20 protein-coding genes are annotated in these 17228 nt (G+C 32.8%); 17 read left to right on the top strand and 3 right to left on the bottom strand.

Translation table 11 applies throughout. The features are described from left to right. The first annotated feature begins 318 nt into the window (after positions 1-318). The 4 genes from MVE64_RS01225 to MVE64_RS01210 all read left to right on the top strand — a co-directional run bounded on the left by MVE64_RS01225 (position 319) and on the right by MVE64_RS01210 (position 2703). Entirely contained in the window at positions 319-891 is a 573-nt protein-coding gene (locus MVE64_RS01225; protein WP_247342976.1) for a hypothetical protein, read from the top strand. Between the two features lie 373 nt (positions 892-1264). After that, a complete protein-coding gene (locus MVE64_RS01220) occupies positions 1265-1732 on the top strand; it encodes a DUF2691 family protein (RefSeq protein WP_247342974.1) in 468 nt (155 codons plus the stop codon). Between the two features lie 343 nt (positions 1733-2075). Beyond that, the gene (locus MVE64_RS01215) at positions 2076-2345 is read left to right on the top strand and encodes a DUF4190 domain-containing protein (protein ID WP_345740735.1); all 270 of its coding nucleotides are present in this window, start codon (positions 2076-2078) and stop codon (positions 2343-2345) included. A 121-nt stretch (positions 2346-2466) separates the two neighbouring features. Continuing rightward, positions 2467-2703, top strand: a complete 237-nt coding sequence (locus MVE64_RS01210; RefSeq protein WP_247342971.1) for a hypothetical protein — start codon at positions 2467-2469, stop codon at positions 2701-2703. 174 nt (positions 2704-2877) lie between these two features. Here the strand turns inward: MVE64_RS01210 and MVE64_RS01205 are convergent, their stop codons facing one another. Continuing rightward, positions 2878-3060, bottom strand: coding sequence for a hypothetical protein (locus MVE64_RS01205; protein ID WP_247342968.1), 183 nt, complete (start codon positions 3058-3060; stop codon positions 2878-2880). Positions 3061-3533: 473 nt separating this feature from the next. Between MVE64_RS01205 and MVE64_RS01200 the strand changes: the two genes are divergently transcribed. The 3 genes from MVE64_RS01200 (at position 3534) to MVE64_RS01190 (ending at position 5717) form a co-directional block, all read left to right on the top strand. After that, a complete protein-coding gene (locus MVE64_RS01200) occupies positions 3534-3935 on the top strand; it encodes a hypothetical protein (RefSeq protein ID WP_247342965.1) in 402 nt (133 codons plus the stop codon). A gap of 913 nt (positions 3936-4848) precedes the next feature. Further along, entirely contained in the window at positions 4849-5025 is a 177-nt protein-coding gene (locus MVE64_RS01195; RefSeq protein WP_247342963.1) for a hypothetical protein, read from the top strand. Next, positions 5016-5717 carry an alpha/beta hydrolase gene (locus MVE64_RS01190; RefSeq protein ID WP_247342960.1) on the top strand — a complete coding sequence of 234 codons (702 nt, stop codon included), beginning with the start codon at positions 5016-5018 and terminating at the stop codon, positions 5715-5717. The genes MVE64_RS01195 and MVE64_RS01190 overlap by 10 nt, the downstream gene beginning before the upstream one ends. 188 nt (positions 5718-5905) lie before the next feature. On the opposite strand, the gene MVE64_RS01185 is transcribed toward MVE64_RS01190, so the two are convergent. Then, the gene (locus MVE64_RS01185; RefSeq protein WP_247342957.1) at positions 5906-7282 is read right to left on the bottom strand and encodes an aminotransferase-like domain-containing protein; all 1377 of its coding nucleotides are present in this window, start codon (positions 7280-7282) and stop codon (positions 5906-5908) included. A gap of 152 nt (positions 7283-7434) precedes the next feature. Here MVE64_RS01185 and MVE64_RS01180 point away from each other — a divergent pair, with 152 nt between their 5' ends. The 10 genes from MVE64_RS01180 (at position 7435) to MVE64_RS01135 (ending at position 16340) form a co-directional block, all read left to right on the top strand. Continuing rightward, the gene (locus MVE64_RS01180) at positions 7435-8343 is read left to right on the top strand and encodes a DMT family transporter (RefSeq protein ID WP_247342954.1); all 909 of its coding nucleotides are present in this window, start codon (positions 7435-7437) and stop codon (positions 8341-8343) included. A gap of 215 nt (positions 8344-8558) precedes the next feature. Further along, complete coding sequence (gene paiA, locus MVE64_RS01175; RefSeq protein ID WP_247342952.1) at positions 8559-9080, top strand: spermidine/spermine N(1)-acetyltransferase; 522 nt, start codon at positions 8559-8561, stop codon at positions 9078-9080. A 117-nt stretch (positions 9081-9197) separates the two neighbouring features. Then, positions 9198-9461: a hypothetical protein gene (locus MVE64_RS01170; RefSeq protein WP_247342949.1), complete on the top strand. Its 264-nt coding sequence runs from the start codon at positions 9198-9200 to the stop codon at positions 9459-9461. Positions 9462-9641: 180 nt separating this feature from the next. Further along, a complete protein-coding gene (locus tag MVE64_RS01165; protein WP_247346910.1) occupies positions 9642-10304 on the top strand; it encodes an HAD family hydrolase in 663 nt (220 codons plus the stop codon). A gap of 1008 nt (positions 10305-11312) precedes the next feature. Next, positions 11313-12296, top strand: coding sequence for an LLM class flavin-dependent oxidoreductase (locus MVE64_RS01160; protein WP_247342946.1), 984 nt, complete (start codon positions 11313-11315; stop codon positions 12294-12296). 151 nt (positions 12297-12447) lie between these two features. Continuing rightward, positions 12448-12957 carry a DUF4178 domain-containing protein gene (locus MVE64_RS01155; RefSeq protein WP_247342943.1) on the top strand — a complete coding sequence of 170 codons (510 nt, stop codon included), beginning with the start codon at positions 12448-12450 and terminating at the stop codon, positions 12955-12957. Between the two features lie 11 nt (positions 12958-12968). Further along, the gene (locus MVE64_RS01150) at positions 12969-13637 is read left to right on the top strand and encodes a PspA/IM30 family protein (RefSeq protein WP_247342940.1); all 669 of its coding nucleotides are present in this window, start codon (positions 12969-12971) and stop codon (positions 13635-13637) included. A 97-nt stretch (positions 13638-13734) separates the two neighbouring features. Then, complete coding sequence (locus MVE64_RS01145) at positions 13735-14343, top strand: DUF4247 domain-containing protein (protein WP_247342938.1); 609 nt, start codon at positions 13735-13737, stop codon at positions 14341-14343. Between the two features lie 22 nt (positions 14344-14365). Further along, entirely contained in the window at positions 14366-14761 is a 396-nt protein-coding gene (locus tag MVE64_RS01140) for a DUF350 domain-containing protein (protein ID WP_247342935.1), read from the top strand. Between the two features lie 40 nt (positions 14762-14801). Beyond that, positions 14802-16340 carry a polyamine aminopropyltransferase gene (locus MVE64_RS01135; protein ID WP_247346908.1) on the top strand — a complete coding sequence of 513 codons (1539 nt, stop codon included), beginning with the start codon at positions 14802-14804 and terminating at the stop codon, positions 16338-16340. Positions 16341-16416: 76 nt separating this feature from the next. On the opposite strand, the gene MVE64_RS01130 is transcribed toward MVE64_RS01135, so the two are convergent. Next, entirely contained in the window at positions 16417-17085 is a 669-nt protein-coding gene (locus tag MVE64_RS01130; RefSeq protein WP_247346906.1) for a helix-turn-helix transcriptional regulator, read from the bottom strand. Positions 17086-17228 lie beyond the last annotated feature (143 nt).

Raw genomic sequence — 17228 nt, 5'->3', positions numbered from 1 at the left:
AGAAATAACAACTTACCCATTTGAAAAAGCGAAAGAACTAGGAATAAAAAAGGTTAGTATTGTATGTGACCGAGTTATTTTGAATCAGGAATTATGCAGAGAAAATATAGAACAATCTTCAATAATCAAAGCACTTATCTCAATAAAGATAAGTGCTTTGATTATTGAAGGACAGACTGACGAAGATCAAATATCAATGAATTAAAGGTTGTATAAGTTTACATGTCAACTATCGAGAGTTTAATAGGGTGTAACAATCTGGATAATTATGTTAAAATTTCGGAGAGTAAATGAGACATTTCTTATAGGAGTATAAAGATGACACAAAATAAATGGAAGTTTGGTTGTTTTTCTATATTATTTGGATATTTTTACGGGCTACTGTATCTTGGTTACATTCTTTTTATTAGTTTTGCACAATCTTCGTTTAGTATGATAAGTGTTCCTGCTATTCTCATTCCATTTATTTTATTTCTATTAATCATATTTATTATAAGGAAACGAGTCGATATAAAAAATGATAGGAAAGCAAAGCAGAACTTTCACTTCGTCATTATTATGGGTACTATACCTTTTATTATCTGTACTGTGATGTTAGGGGTAAATGAATATAAAACGAACTTCACAACAAAAAAATGGATTGAAAATACGTCAGAAAGAGTGTACATAGTTGATGACTTAATAGGCACGTATAATTTAAAAGGAATGACTAAAAGTGAAGTTATGACATTACTAGGTCCACCAACTGAAACAGAATATTTTAAAAATGAGAAAAATATTGTGTATTATCTTGGTGATGAAAGAGGGATTATCTCTATTGATAGTGAATGGTTAGTCATTGATTTTGATAAGTATGAAAAAGTAACGGATTATGTTGTACGTACAGATTAGGAGGTCTCCGTTGAAGATTGTGGCTGAATACATAGTTGACTTGAAAAAGGTCAAGTTACAGGATTAGTAAAACATAATGAAAAGGTATACTTGACTGTTATCGTAGATGTTTCTAATGGAAAAGCTGTGGGTAAGGGTAGCCTTAATAGAATTCTTAAACATACTAACCCTTTTAAAAAGCTCAATTATATAGAAATTATTAGAACTGAGGCTGAATATCTCATAGAAAACAACATAACAAATCCTAAAGAACACTATGATCAGCTCTTCAAATAACGGTGGTGCTTTCTTATTTTACATTCTTTTAACAAAAGAAAAGAGAGCCTTTCATAGTAAGCAGCTTAATTTCTAAAATTTAAGGTAGGAGATAAATTTGGAACGAGGAATCAGCTTTGAAATTCCAAACAAATATGGAAGTTTACTCGGAGAGATTTTAAAGCCTTTTGATTCAACTAAGTTCATCTGGCGAAGCGGGGGCGAGGAGTCATATCTTCTGAAAGGTGATGAGTTAGGGGAACTACTTTTTAAAGATGAGTTAAATTGGATGGAAGGTATACACTTTAAAGAACTTATAGAAGATAACAACTATTACCTGATTTTTGCGGATTTAAAAGCTTATCCAAAAATTAATCAAGGTGATGATATTAAAACCTATGAGGATTTTTTGAAAAGCGATTGTCAATTTGTATTATTAGTTGTTGATTCTACTTATGTCACAATCTACTGTAAAGACTTTGAAAGCCTAAAAAGCCTTTATGAAAATGCAAAGAATAAAGGTTTTGATAATCTCCAATGCATTACTATCAATAATGATACGAGAGCAAATTTAACAGTATGGTAAAGATTATATGAAACAAATAAATGGAATTACATTCAACGACTGGACAATGAGCTTTTCTTGAATTAAAAGGGTAGTGCTTTTTCATGTTAAAGAACAGATTATCCTTTATTTCACTTTATATTGGATATAGATGTAGTTCACCATTTAGAAAATAGTCATATCTGAGTAAATATGAGCATTTTCAGAACGCAAATGTGTAATATGCTTTAGAGTAACAAACAAAAAAGCAAAGCAGGGTACTCAATTGGATATATATGTTAAAGTATAGTAAGAGTTATTAAAAATATTCACTTAAATCAATTTGGCAGAAGAGCTCATTTGGTTGGCGAATGGGGTGTAAATTATGATGGAAAGAAAATCGAAAACAAATAGTCATTCTGTAATTTCCTTGTCCGTAGGTATTCTTTCCATACTTTTACCATTCCTTGGCTTAGTTTTGGGGGTTATAGGAATTGTAATAGCAAGAAAGGCTCTAAAAGAAATAGAAAAAACAGGTGACAGCGGAAGAGGATTAGCAACTTCGGGTTTAATCTTTAGTTCAGTTGGATTTATTATTCAATTTTTTGGCGTGTTTGGGATTATTGCTTTTTACTCTGTATCTAACGTAGGTTAATAATTTTTTATCGAGAATCATCAACTTATTTAGAACTAATATTGACCAATATAAAATTATTTGGATATGAACATAGATCTTAAATAGTCTAGGTAAGTGAAAAATTAAGTGGAGGTTAATGATGAAAGAAACTTCAAGTGTAAATGAGTTTGATCTAATGTTAAATACTATTAACAATCTTTCAGAAGAGGATGCTAAATCATTGTTGAAAATCATTTATGGATTTGTTAATACAGCTATTACGGGAGAAGGTGGCAATGAAGTTAAGTTAGAGGTTATAAATAAGATTTCAGGTATTTATAAGCGTATTCCTGAATTAAACGATTTACGCAATAAGAATTCTACAATAGCTGATTAGTATATTTGTATTTTGAGGAGTAGTTTTTTAAATAACGGGGTTGCTTTACCTCGAACAACCTTTGAATTAATTGTACGTACATTAGAACCTGATCGTTTTTTTTGGTGTTTTATTTGGAATATCAATCAAATTGCAATTCACAAAAGCATCTGCATTAAAACAAACTTCATAGAACTAAATTCCCTCTTCGTCAATATAAGCTAATTCCCAAAAAGGATGATTGTTTTGTCTGTTATATAGCCATTTATCAAAATCACTTTGTAATTTTCGGAGGTTTTTACCTACTTTGGGAGGGCAAATCATATACTCTGTACCAGTTTCATAATAAAATTCAATTTTAACAGTTTCAACTTTCACTTTCAGGAGTCTTTTGTTTTTCTTTATACTTTGTTCTAATCAAATTTATTAATAATGCTAAGTTAAAGCATTAGCTGTACTAGATATATGGAGCTCACCTTTAATAGGGAATAGTGTTCGAAATAACATATGGATATTTATGTTAAAATGAGAATGAATTTGTAAAGAAATACAATTAAAATTCGGCCAGATTATATATGTCGGATTGTAGAGTTATAAAACTGATTATAAACATACGAGGGGGCGGTTTACCAATATGTTTGTAAAGAGCATTAGCTTTCCTTTAGTACATTTTGTAGTCTTAACGACTTGGCAATTAATCGTTAATAAAGAGATTAAGTGGATAGACAATATAGGTATTTGTTTTATCATGTTCTTGATTTTTTTGTTTTATTATTGGGCGAAGGAACCATACAATGATAAGAAGAAAAATAAAAAGTAATAGTTAATTTACTAAGAAGTGAGGTATATAAATGATAAAGAAACCAAAGGTCATGATTCTTATCATTTTGTTTTCTGCTAGCTTAGTCTTCAATCTCTATTTAGGTATTAATAGTTATATGAAAAGCACCTATGCTCCTAATTTAGATGACCAACAGATTTTGGGAGAAATGACAAAAATGGTATTAGAAAATGAGCAATACCAAGAAATTGCCTCAAAAGAGACAGTTTATGCGATAAAACAAGGTGTTAGTAGATTCAATGTGGCTGACCCAGCTTCTATCTTTCACTATGAGATTCATGTTCAAACCGAAAAAGAATCTTATATATTTACTTGTGTTGATGAGAATTGTACAAATGTATCAAATGAGGGTTGGACATATTCAAGATATAGTGAACATAAGCCAATACTTCCTATAGATAAAGAAAGCTAATTATATTCTTTTATGTACCTTCCTTAACGATTTTCCATAATTGAAAACGCAAGATTTTCCTATTAAAAAGCCAAAATGATAGCAATATTCAACAAACAAAGCACCATTCTTGAAAAGTAGGCATAGTTAATGCGAAAAATTATTGTGAATAATGGTAGTTTTTGTAATAATTGGTTTTGTAGACGTAACAATTTATGATTAAAAGTTCATCAACTATAATGAGTGGTAGGTGTTTGAATGGACAAAATCACTGGAACAGGTAATTGGATTGAGATCCTTTCTGTAATACTGATGGTACTTAGTTTCTATTTTAGCTTATCCTTTTTCTATTACTTAAAGTTTTAGGTGATGAACGAGCTATTAAACAGACGAAATTGGCTGCAGTCATTTGCCTAGCTTTGAGTTTATTTATTCCTTCAATATTTAACTTATATAAATAATAAGAAGATGAAATAAAGATATTGTTCTGCCATGCTATGAGGTAGTTAAAATGTTATCAGAGGTGAAATAAATGACTATCTTTATCACAATCATTCTAATAGTATTTCTTTTCGATTTTACGAGACTTAGAAATCAAAACGATACATTAATAGAACAAAACAAAAGAATCATTTCGTTGTTAGAAGAAATTAAAAACAAGTAATATTATAAGTTGTTTATTTTCAAATTAAAGATAGAAAAATAGGCCACAAGACCCTAAGTTTCTACTTTAGGTTATAAGGTACTGTTCTTATAAAATAGAATAAATTGATTTACTATTATAGTAATCTAGTTTAAATTAATTTCGATACTATAGTCGTAGATAAGTGGCATTTCATGTTTTAAACGTGTATTCAATTCTCTTTTTATATTAATATTTTGAAAGCGTTTGCTGTAACATATAAATATTTTGAAATTAGTAGGAGGAGAAACCATGAAATCAGAAGTGATTAAGTTTTATGAAAATCGAGAAGATGTGACTTTAACAACCTATGTGATTTCAGATTCACCTGAATTGTTGGGAGGAAAGAAAAGACCTGCCATATTAATCTCTGTCCCGGCGGAGCCTACCTTTCATGTTCTGATCGAGAAGGAGAAGCAGTGGCACTAAGGTTTGCAGCCATGGGATATCATGCGTTTGTTCTCCGTTATTCAACTTTTATGGGAGGAACGTTTGGTTTTCCAGATTTTCAAAAAGAAATGGAAGTGAATGAAAACTGCATGCATCCTACACCTATGAGGGAAATAGGTAAAGCGATACTTACGATAAGGGAGCATGCAGAGGAATGGCTAGTAGATGTAGATAAAATCGCAATCTGCGGATTTTCAGCGGGTGCTCATAATTGTGCCATGTATTCCGTGTACTGGGATAAGCCTATCATCCATGAATATTTCAACGGAAAACCAGAGATGTTCAAACCAGCAGCTACCATTCTTGGGTATACGTTAAGTGATTATCTTTTCATGCGTTCAATTCCAAAAAGCCCAATAGATCAACAGCTTTTTGAAGTATCAAATCTGGCTTTTACAGGAAGTAAAGAACCTGATGAGGAAACACTTAAAGAAGTAAGCCCAGTGCTGCATGTATCAGAGAGCACACCACCTATGTTCCTTTGGGCTACATCCGAGGACACTTTAGTTCCAGCTCAACATACATTAAGAATGGCTCATGCACTTGCTGATAAAAAGATTCCATATGAAGTTCACATTTATGAAAAAGGTCCTCATGGCTTAAGTCTATCAGCTCAAGCTACAGCCAGGCAAAAAGTCAAATTTATCAAGACGCTGCAAGATGGATTGTAGAAGCAGAAGCGTGGTTAGAGAAGAGATTAGCTTTAGACCTCCCTGAACTAACGCAATTTGAATTAATGGAAAAAGATAACAAGTGGTGAGCACTTGTTAAATTGCCCATAAACAATGAATTAGAACAAGAGACCGCTTTTATAAAACGGTCTCTTGTGTTTGTTTTAGTAGAATAATAACGGTTAGGTCTAATGATAGGATTTAAACGAGAATGGATTGTTTGTCTTTTTTTCATGCTTTTCAATGATATAAGTTGCCAATTGTTGAATACCGAGATGTATTTTATGTTCATTTACTTGTGAAATGCTCAGTCGAATGGCTGGTTGCTGTTTGTCTTTAATTAGGTACATTCTAGATGCGTTGTCTATATAAATATGTTTTTCTTGTAATTGGTAAATCATTTTATCAATATCGAAATGAGAAGGCAAAAAGATGGTAAGATAAAAACCACTTTTAGGCTTTGTAAATTGTACATAGTTTGGTAAATACAATGAACAAGCTTCTATCAAGATTTTCAATTTCTTTATGTACAATTTTTTTATGCTTTCTAAATGATATTGAAACATTCCGTTCTTTAAATAGATTTCTAATGCTCCTTGTGAAAGTGGTGAGGTATTGAAATCACTGCTAAATTTATAGTGAATGAAGGATGAAATCATTTTTTCAGGTAGTACAACAGTAGCGATACGTAGGCCCGGTAGAAATACTTTCGAAAAACTCTTAACATAAATCACTCTTCCATTGGGTTCGTATGCAAATAAAGGGTCTGCTTTTGAATCCGTATCCAACTCTGCTAAGTAATCATCTTCCACAATATATACATCGTATTTTTCTGCAAGAGCAACGATTTTTTTCTTTTCTTCATTTGTGTAATGATGTCCTAGTGGGTTGTGGCATCTTGGTATGATGTAAAAGAATTTAATATCATTGGTTCGAAATAACTTCTCAAGTTTTTCAAAATCAATACCCTCCATTGTTAATTCAATTTCCAACGTTGTGATCTGATTTAACCGTAAGGAATCAATCATACCGAAGTAGGTAGGCTGCTCAATTACTACATTCTTTTTTCCATTTGGAAATGGCATGACAGACAGTATATGAAGAGCTTGTTGTGCTCCAGAAGTAATAACAAGTCGATCTGGTTTGGTGAATACTTGTAAGTGCTGTAAATACTTCGTAAGCTCCTTCCGTAAAGAAAGAAGTCCTTGTTGCTCACTGTAAGTAAATAATTGCTCTTTATAATGGTCAATTGCTTGATTCATGCAATGCTGAAAGTCTTCATAAGGCATGATACGTTTATCTGGACCTGCAGATAAAAAATCAATATCATTATCATCTGTAATAGGAACTTGAAAATGATCAACAACGTAATAGCCACTTTTGGGTTTTGCATAAACAATATGCTGTTTTTCCAATTGAAGTAATGCCTTTACAACCGTATTTTTACTACATTGAAATTGTTCAGCGAGCAGCCGAATCGATGGTAATTTATCTCCTGTTTTTAACTTCTCATCCTCAATTTGTTGTTTCACCCATTCTAAAATGCCACTATATTTTGTTGTCATAACTATCTCCTTAGCTATCTGTACCATGACAGATGGGGTATTCTCTTGTTTATAAATGCGTTGATATTCATTACAATCATCTTTAATAATTAGCTTACTCTTTTTAACTATGATTATCGGATATTATGATAGATCTGTGAAGGGGGATTAAGGTGAAGAATACCATTAAAAAAGGAATGCTACTTGGCTTTATTGGGATCATTTGTTTTAGTCTAACATTACCAGCAACAAGTATTGCTGTCCCTTATTTTGGTGCGACAGTTGTTGGGTTAGGTAGGACAGTTATTGCAGCAATACTTGTAAGTTTCATTTTTTTCTTAAAAAAGGAAGCACTACCTAATAAAAGACAATTTCTAAGTTTAGTTATTGTGGCTGTAGGTGCTGTACTTGCCTTTCCACTATTAACAACATATGCAATGAAATCATTGCCTGTATCTCATGGTGCAGTTGAACTGGCTTTACTACCACTTGCAACAGCTGGTTTTGCCATGTGGCGCGGAGGTGAGCGACCTTCGAAACGCTTTTGGATTTCAAGTATTACGGGTGCTATAACAGTGCTTATTTATGCTGGATATTTAGGTTTAGGTCAATTACAAACTGGAGATCTTGCTCTAATTGTAGCAATCTTATTACTTGGATTAAGTTATGCAGAAGGCGGAAAACTATCAAATGAGCTTGGTAGTTGGCAAGTTATTGCTTGGGCTATATTAATTGGTGCCCCGTTTTTTATGCTTCCTGTTGGCTTCAGTCTTTCATCACATATGTTACAAGCGCCTATAGAAGCTTGGATCAGTTTGTTCTATTTAGGTGTTGTAAGTCAATTTTTAGCTTATGTTGCATGGTATGGTGGGATGTCTTTAGGAGGTATTGCAAGAGTAGGACAAATACAATACTTACAGCCTTTTTTAATGATTGGGTTTTCTGCATTATTTTTAGGAGAATCGATTACATGGCTCACGGTTGTTTTAGCAATTGTTGTTGTGACATGCGTAATGATTGGAAAAAAATCACCGGTAATAAAGAAGGAGTCACACCATAAAAATAGTGTAATAAAAAGGTGATGATTCCAATATTATAACGAATACTTTACGATTACTGTATAATGGTTTAAAACGTATCTGTGAAGCGTCTTGTGCTATAAAAAAACGATTTAAATAGGTTTGTTTTAATGAAATGAAATGATGTTCAAAGATTAAGAAAAAAGGTAGAAGTCGATTGGGAATTTGAAAAAAAGGAAACAAGGAAAATAATTGCTTTAAAAGGGGCGAATAGATAAATGACTATAAAAATTAAAAAATGTACGCTTGATGATATACGCACTCTCCAAGAAATTAGTTATGAAACATTTAATGAGACTTTTAAGCATCAGAATTCACCCGAAAATATGAAAAATTATTTAGAAAAGGCATTTAATTTAAAACAACTAGAAAAAGAGTTATCGAATAGCTCTTCGCAATTTTTTATTGTTTATGTAAAAAATGATGTTGCTGGATATTTAAAAGTCAATACCAATGATGCTCAGTCTCAAGCAATGGGAAATCAATCACTTGAAATTGAGAGGATTTATATAAAGAACAATTTCCAGAAACACGGGCTTGGTAAATACTTGCTAAATAAAGCTATTGAAATGGCAAGAGATCGTAATAAACAGAAAATCTGGCTAGGTGTATGGGAAAACAATGAAAATGCTATAGCCTTTTATAAGAAAATGGGGTTTGTTCATACGGGAACCAAATCTTTTTATATGGCAGATGAAGAACAAAAAGACTTTATAATGACCAAAACACTCATAGAGTAAATGAAATATTGTATGGTTGGAATGATATAAAATCTTTAAAACTATAGAATATTTAGGAGGACATAATGTGTCATGATGATACTAGAAATATTAGACTGTTAATGGAGATTCGAATAAATGAGTAAAATTACTTTTAAGAAAATATTAAATTATCTATCCTTAACTCTTTTTCTTTTTGGTGTTATTTCATGGATTCCTTATCTGGTTCTTAACATACAAGAACCGTATGGAATGTTAACATTTATCTTTAATTCAATAGGTTTTTATTGCGGTTACTTAGCAAAGAATAGAGCCCTAGCTTTAATCAATTTAACCATGTTATTTAGTTTCATCCCAGTAATGATTTATGTTTACTTAACAAAAGGATATATACCTATGTGAAGTTTTTAAGAATGTAGTCATCATTATTGTGGTCCTTACTTCAGCATAAATAGTAAAAACAAAAATATTTACTTTGTTTTTTTTATTAATAGTTGAAAATCTCATTCTTCGACTTAGGTTTATTTACAAAAATTGATGAAGGCTGTGAAGGATATGAAGGATATGAGTGGTTATAAAGCCATGTTATTTGATTTAGATGATACATTACTTGATAGAGATAAGGCAGTAGATAAAATGTTTTTGATTATATTGGATAGGTGTTATGAAGATGTTAAACAATCAGTTAGGATCCAAATGTTGCAAAGCTTCAAGAAACATGACAAGAAAAACTATGGAAACTTTGATAAAGTAAAAGTAATAGAATCATTTTTCATGGAATTTCCCCCTAAACATAGATTGCCAAGGGATTATATGCAAGATTTTTGGGAAAACAATTTCCCTCTTTGTTTTTCTATAAACCAGAATACTTTAAACATCATAAATGTGATAAAACAGCATGTTAAAGTGGCAATTATAACAAACGGATCTACTCAGAGACAAAAAGCTAAAATGATTCATACTAATTTGTATAGTTGTTTCGATACAGTACTAATCTCTGAAGAAGTTGTATTTAGTAAACCTGACAAACGCATATTTGAATTAGCCTTAAATAAGCTTAATATCCAGGCAGAAGAGGCATTATTTGTTGGGGACGACATCGAAAAAGATATTGGTGGTTGTCAAAGTGTCAATATAAGGGGAATATGGTTTAATCGATATGGACATAAGAATGATACCGATATTCAACCATATGCTGAGATCAATTCTTTTGATAGATTGCTGAATTATATAAAATTTAGCTAGAAAATTATATTGGCCAGTTAAATAATGTGAAATAGTTAATTTGGGGGAGAAATAAATGATTCTTGCATTTCTATATTTAGGTTGGTTTTTAATGCCTATATTATGCATTGTATTTTGTCTCAATTTAGTAACGATATTGAAAAAGATAAAGAATGAAGAAGAAACTACAGTTAATACGGTTTGGCTTACGATTTCTTTTACACTTATTATGTGGAGCATAGCCGTAATAGCTTCCGCAAGTGTTTATTAAGCTAGCGGGTACAAATGTGTGGTTACATTTTTATGACATTTTATTGGGAGTATAAATTGTTAGTTACATAACCATTACTGTAACGTTATTGCGTCGATCTATTGCTTTCTGAATATGATCATTCCTATAAAAGAAGGGATTAACATTAGTGATGCTACGGTTAGCGTGGGAATTGGTAGCTTATCAGAGAAAAGGGCACCTATTCTCCTAATATTCCACCGATAAAAAAAGAAAAGGAATAGGAGTTGTTGTTTTGTTTGCATTTTGTTTAGCATGAAACCATGCATCCCAAATAGCATAAACATAAAAGCCAGGATAAAAAAGCATATATTCAAAATTCGTAACCTCTATCGCTTCCAGATGATGTCCATTAAAATCTAGATGAATGGCTTCATTAATTTTCCCTAATATATTATCAAAGTGTTAAATAGAACAAGATAACTCCTTTAACAAATTGGCCGTTATAGATCTGTCCAAATCCAGGCATTAACATAGAGATAAGTGCTGCTATCGTTCGCAAACTAACACATCCTTTCAGAGTCTATTTTTCCTCATCATGTAAGGAATATCCATGTTTTTGAAATTAATAAGCTCTATATATGGTGAGAAATAATAAGTGATTCAATCAACAGGATATTTGGAATTGTATTAAAAATAATATTTAATTGAGTATAGGGAAATCAAGAAATTTGAGATTCATTAAATTGTCATTTAGACTAATCACACAACAACACGAACTAAGAAAAGCGGTGTAAGAAATGAAGCTCAGTGTTCTTGATCAATCAGTTATAAGTGTAGGCCAAACTGCTAGAATTGCCCTTCAACATACGATTGAATTGGCAAAAATAACAGAGGAATTAGGATATACCCGGTTTTGGGTAGCTGAACATCATAACTCAAATGGAATCGTTGGAACATCTCCAGAAATACTTATGTCACAAATTGCTGCTAATACAGAAAGAATTCGTGTCGGCTCAGGCGGTGTACTGCTTCCACAATATAGTCCATATAAAGTTGCAGAAAACTTTAAAATGTTAGAAACGTTATATCCAAATCGAATGGATGTTGGAATAGGTCGGTCACCAGGTGGCTCACCAACCACTCGTTTAGCCTTAACAGATGGGATAAGGAAAAGTATGAATGAGTTTCCAAGACAGGTTGCAGATCTTCAAGAGTATTTATTTGACACGAACCCAGGTTCTAAACTCTTTCACAATGTCAAAGCCTATCCGAGTATCCAAACAGTTCCTGAAATGTGGTTATTAGGTGTAACACATCGTGGTGCTAGATTAGCAGGGGAAATGGGGACATCCTTTACATTTGGCCATTTCATACATCCCGCAAACGGCTTACATGCTATGGAAACTTATAGAAAAAGCTTTCAACCATCAAAAACACAACCAAGTCCGAAAGCGAATGTATGTATTTTTGTTGTATGTTCTGATACCCAAGAAAAAGCAGAAGAAATCGCCTTAAGTCAGGATTTATGGCTTTTAGCAGTAGAAAGAGGACTAGATACAAGAATTCCATCACCAAAACAAAAGAAGCTTTCACCTAGAGATAAAGAAAAGATCATTGAAAACAGGAAAAGGATGATTGTGGGTACACCACAGAAGGTAAAAGAGGAACTACTGAAACTAAGCGATTTCTATCAAACAGATGAATTTATGATTATTCATAATACATTTCAATTTGAGGATAAAGTACGTACATATCACTTATTGGCTGAGGCGTTTCTTTAGGGACAGGTTCATTGTCCCATTTGAAGTTGAACCCATTGTTTCGAATTAATTCGCTATTTAATGAGGATCTTTTGTTAAACAAAGTGAAACCTTTTGAACATTAAGTCGTATTATTTATTGGAAAACATTAGAATAAAAGCGGGGTGAGTTTATGAGTTTCTTTAGTAAATTATTTGGTAAGAGTCAAACAAACAATAAGTCTGTTGAAGAACGAAATATGTTTAACCTGCAAACAGATGATATTGTCACATATGATCTCGAGGATTACAAAATAGTCGGTAAAATAAGCTATGATGATCATGGATTTAAGTGGCATGCCTATCAACTTGAGGGAGTTTCAAAAACCATTTGGTTAAGTGTTGAAATGGATGATGAGCTTTATTTGGGAATTTACGAGAAAGTAAAGCTTAATCTTCAAGAACCAATTCCAAAAAAACTGGAATATGAAGGAATTACCTATCATTTGGATGAATCTGGAAGCGCCAGAGTAACAGGTATCGGGCGTAATCAAAACATAAATGGTATGGTTTGTCAATATTATGACTATTGTGATGAAGAGGAAGAGAAATTTCTGTCTGTTGAAAAATGGGGCAGTGAAATTGAAGTAAGCACTGGATATGAAATTGAACAATATGAATTAAAAATCATAGCAAGTAAATAGGAGGAAATAACATGTTTCGATTATTTAAAAGGGTAAAAACGGTAGTAGATTCTGAATTGAATTCATTATTGGATAAAGCTGAAGATCCTGTTAAGATGCTCGATCAATTCATGAGAGAGATGGAATCAGATATACGCGAAGCAGAAACAGCGATTGCTAAACAAATCGCGAACGAAAAAATGTTGCAAAAAAAATATGAAGATGCTAAAAAGATGGTCCAAAAACGTGATGAGCAAGCGATTCAAGCAATCGAAGCGGGTAACGATGATCTTGCTAGGCGTGCACTAGAAGACAAGAAAATTCACCAGCAAACGCTAGACACTTTAAAAGAATCGTATGAACGTGCTAAGCTTGATTCAGATTCATTAAGGAAAAAATTAGACGAAATGAAAGCCGAATATAACGAAATGAAACTGAAAAAAGATTCACTAAAAGCTCGTGCTGAATCTGCTAAAACAAGAACAAAAATAAACCGTACTCTTTCTGGTATTGGAAATGATGAATCAAAACGCGGTTTTGAGCGAATGGAAGAAAAAGTCCTTCAATATGAAGCAGAAGCAGAAACAAGTGAAGATTTAAGATCTTCTAATCGAAGTCTTGATGATGAGTTCGCAGCACTTGAAAAAAATGATGTTGATGATGAGCTAGCTGCTTTGAAGAAGAAGCTTGGAAAAGAATAAAGATAAAGTAAATTAGATTTCTTCAGACATCCATTGTATCATCATTTAAGGTCTTTGGATGTCTACGAAATAGTATGTCAGGAAAGAAGGTGAGTCGATGAAAAAACCACTTCTTTTTATTTTTCTATCTTGTATTCTTCTTTTATCAGCTTGTGGAAGTGAAACACAAGGTTCCACTGAAGGATCATTTTTTAAGGATGGAATAGCGGATTTTATTAGCACTACATATATTTTACAAGATGTTGTCTCAAGTCAAGGACAATCCGGACAGATTTCTGAAATCTATAGCGCTGAAAATAAATCCATTGATGATGTAGCTAATGAATTACAAGAATATGAGAAACCTAGAGAAGTTAGTGAAAAAAAAGAAAACAAGCAAGTTCTAATCTATCAAGATACTTTTGTTATGTTAACAAATGACGAAGAAAACCCTGCGAATACATTGGTTGAAGTCTCTACTTATGACTTTGTTCGTAACAATTATAGTCCTGACTTTTTTGACGGATTATTTTTACTTTGGGTATTAGATGAAGTTCTTGATGTAGATGATTGGGGAAAGAAGCAAAGTAACAAATGTTATTCTAACCAGGATGATTGCTATAGGGGATATAGTTCTTCCGGTGGATCTTTCAAAACAGGAGGAACTTCAACGGTTAGAGGTGGAACCTCCTCTGTTCGCGGTGGGGGACCTGGTACTGGAAAATAAGAAATGAAGGGAATGAGAAAGTATGGGGCCTTTTATTTTAACGGCTGTGTATTTTATTATTGCAATTGCAATTGTACTTATTGGCTTACTTATATTTGAATTGATGACAAAGAAATATAAAGATTGGGATGAAATTTTAAATGGTAACCACGCCGTTTCCCTTTCAATTGGTGGGAAAATCGTGGGTATTTGTATTGTTTTAGCCTTCTCCATTTATCATAGCGCAAGTGTTGTCGATACAATTATTTGGGGGGCATATGGAATTCTTCTTCAATTAATTGCTTACCTATTATTCGAGCTTTTCACGAGAAATTTTTCTGTTGAAGAACAACTTAAAAAAGGCAATATTTCGGTAGGAATCGTTAGTATGTGTGTATCAATTGGATTAGCATTTGTCATTGGAGCGTCAATTACATAAGAATGATAAACAAGGAGACAGTTGCGTGATTGAACAGAATATGAAAAAAAGCAAAGCGATCTATTGGGCATCAGGCATTGTATCTGTATGTGGAATTATTTTTGAAGTATTATTTGGTGCAGCTGGCTCTTATTTACTTGGTGATGGTGTGAAACAATACACCCTCACCATTTCTCTTTTTCTAACAGGTATGGGGATCGGTGCTTCAATAAGTGAGAAGGTAACAAAGAATTTAATTTTATCATTTGTTTGGATTGAATATTCAATTGGAATTCTAGGTGGTCTTTCAACCTTTTTGCTGTTCGGTGTTTCAGCCTTTCTAAGTCCAGGGATGGATGCATTCTTTCTTTATTCCATCACGCTAATCGTTGGGGCATTAACAGGAGTCGAGCTGCCAATTTTGATTAGAAAGGCAAATGAAATTGGTGTAACTCTGCAAAAAAGTACTGCTAGAGTTTTATTTTCTGATTACGCAGGTGGATTAATTGGTGGTTTGCTTTTTGTGTACTTACTTCGTCCTGAATTTGGACTAGTAAAAACAGCATTTCTGGTGGCGCTTATTAATGTTGTCATTGCCCTGTGGATCTTACATTACTTTAAACGAGAAATTCCGTCGTTTAAGCGTCATTTTTCAGCAGGAATACTTATTTTACTTTTGCTTGTAGGTGGCATATTCTTTGGTGAAGAAACAGCTTTTACTTTTGAACAAAAGCTTTATAGAGATCCGATCATTTATACAGAACAGACAGATTATCAGCAAATCATTTTAACGAAGGAACAAGGAGATTTGCGATTATTTTTAGATGGACAACTTCAATTTAGTTCTAGTGATGAATATCGTTATCACGAAACACTTGTTCACCCAGTAGTAGCAACAGCATCTACTAAAGAAAATGTGCTGATCCTTGGTGGTGGCGATGGTTTAGCTCTAAGAGAATTACAAAAGTATGATGAAATCAAGTCGATGACTTTAGTTGACCTTGATCCGAGAGTTGTAGAACTAGCAAAAACCAATCGTGATGTGGTAAACCTAAATGAACAATCATTCGAAGATGAACGTGTACAGGTTATAAGCGAAGATGCCTTTCAATTTCTAAAAAACAATCATCATACTTTTTATGATGTTATTTTAATAGACTTACCAGATCCAAATAATGAATCATTAAACAAACTATATACACTTGAATTTTATCAATTAGTTCGTAATCGCTTAGCACCAGGAGGATCCATCATGATCCAAGCCACAAGTCCTACTTTCGCAACAGAAGTTTATTGGTCAATCAACAAAACCGTACAGGCTGCAAATCTTCATACAGAAAATCTCCACGTCGATGTTCCAAGCTTCGGTGATTGGGGCTTTGTTTTAGCCAAAAGAGAAGAAGTCAATCTAAACGAAACAAGCATAACAGTTGAAACCAATTTTCTAACAAATGAAGTCTTAAAAGGACTAACTTCCTTTGGCAAAGATATTGATCAGGATATCTTAGATCAAAACGGAAATCAAATCCAACTTGAAACCAATACCCTAACTAGACCAACCATTATCGAAAAATATGAAAAGGCTTGGAGAAGTTATTAGAGGGACAGGTACACTGTCCCTTACTTTTTTGTTTGGTGTGTTTTCTTTAGTTTGTTTTTATTAAGGAAAAGTGTCACTATCCCTTTTCAATCTGTCTATATTCAGAAGGTGAGCTACCCATAATTTTTTTAAAAGTCCTTGAAAAGTAATAGGGGTCATCAATACCTACTGAGATTGCTGTTTGTTTTATTGAACTATTTGTGAGAACAAGCATTTGTGCAGCTTTTTGCATTTTCATCCTTATAAAGTAATCAATAGGTGGATAGTTTGTTTGAGACTTAAAAAGGTGTGTAAGATGTTGTCTGGATAAACCAGCGTATTTCGCAATATCATCTAGTTTAATTGTATTCGTTATATTTTCATTCATATAATTAATAGCTTTGTCGAGATACAGTTCTTTTTTAACTTCTTGATTGGTGAACCCGCTTGATACACTAACAATACTTAAAAGATATTTTATAGATTGAGAAACATGAATGTGGTGAAGATGAGAGTATACCTTGTTTGAAAGAACATCAAAACAATGATTAAAAATCTCTACGAATCTTACAAATTCTATAAAATTAAGTTGGAATAAATCTCTTTGTAGTTCTAGGCCTTCTATATATTCTTGTACCTGTGTGCCATCAAGATGGAACCAATATATACTCCAAGGGGTTTGCTCAGATGCTCCATAACGATGAGGAATTCCTTTTGGAATATGGATTAACATATTAGGTTTAATTGTCAGTGTAGTATCATCTATTTCTACCCAACCTTCCCCTTCAGCACAATAAATAACAATGTGTGTATCACATCCACTACTTCGTTCTCTATAATGAAATTTAGCTCTTGGAAAATAACCAATATCAGTTACATAGAAAGGGCCATTAACGGGTGTTTCTCCAT

Source organism: Metabacillus endolithicus, from assembly GCF_023078335.1.
In the GTDB taxonomy this organism is placed as follows: Bacteria; Bacillota; Bacilli; order Bacillales; family Bacillaceae; genus Metabacillus; species Metabacillus endolithicus.
This window is presented reverse-complemented; position numbering and strand designations above follow the sequence as displayed.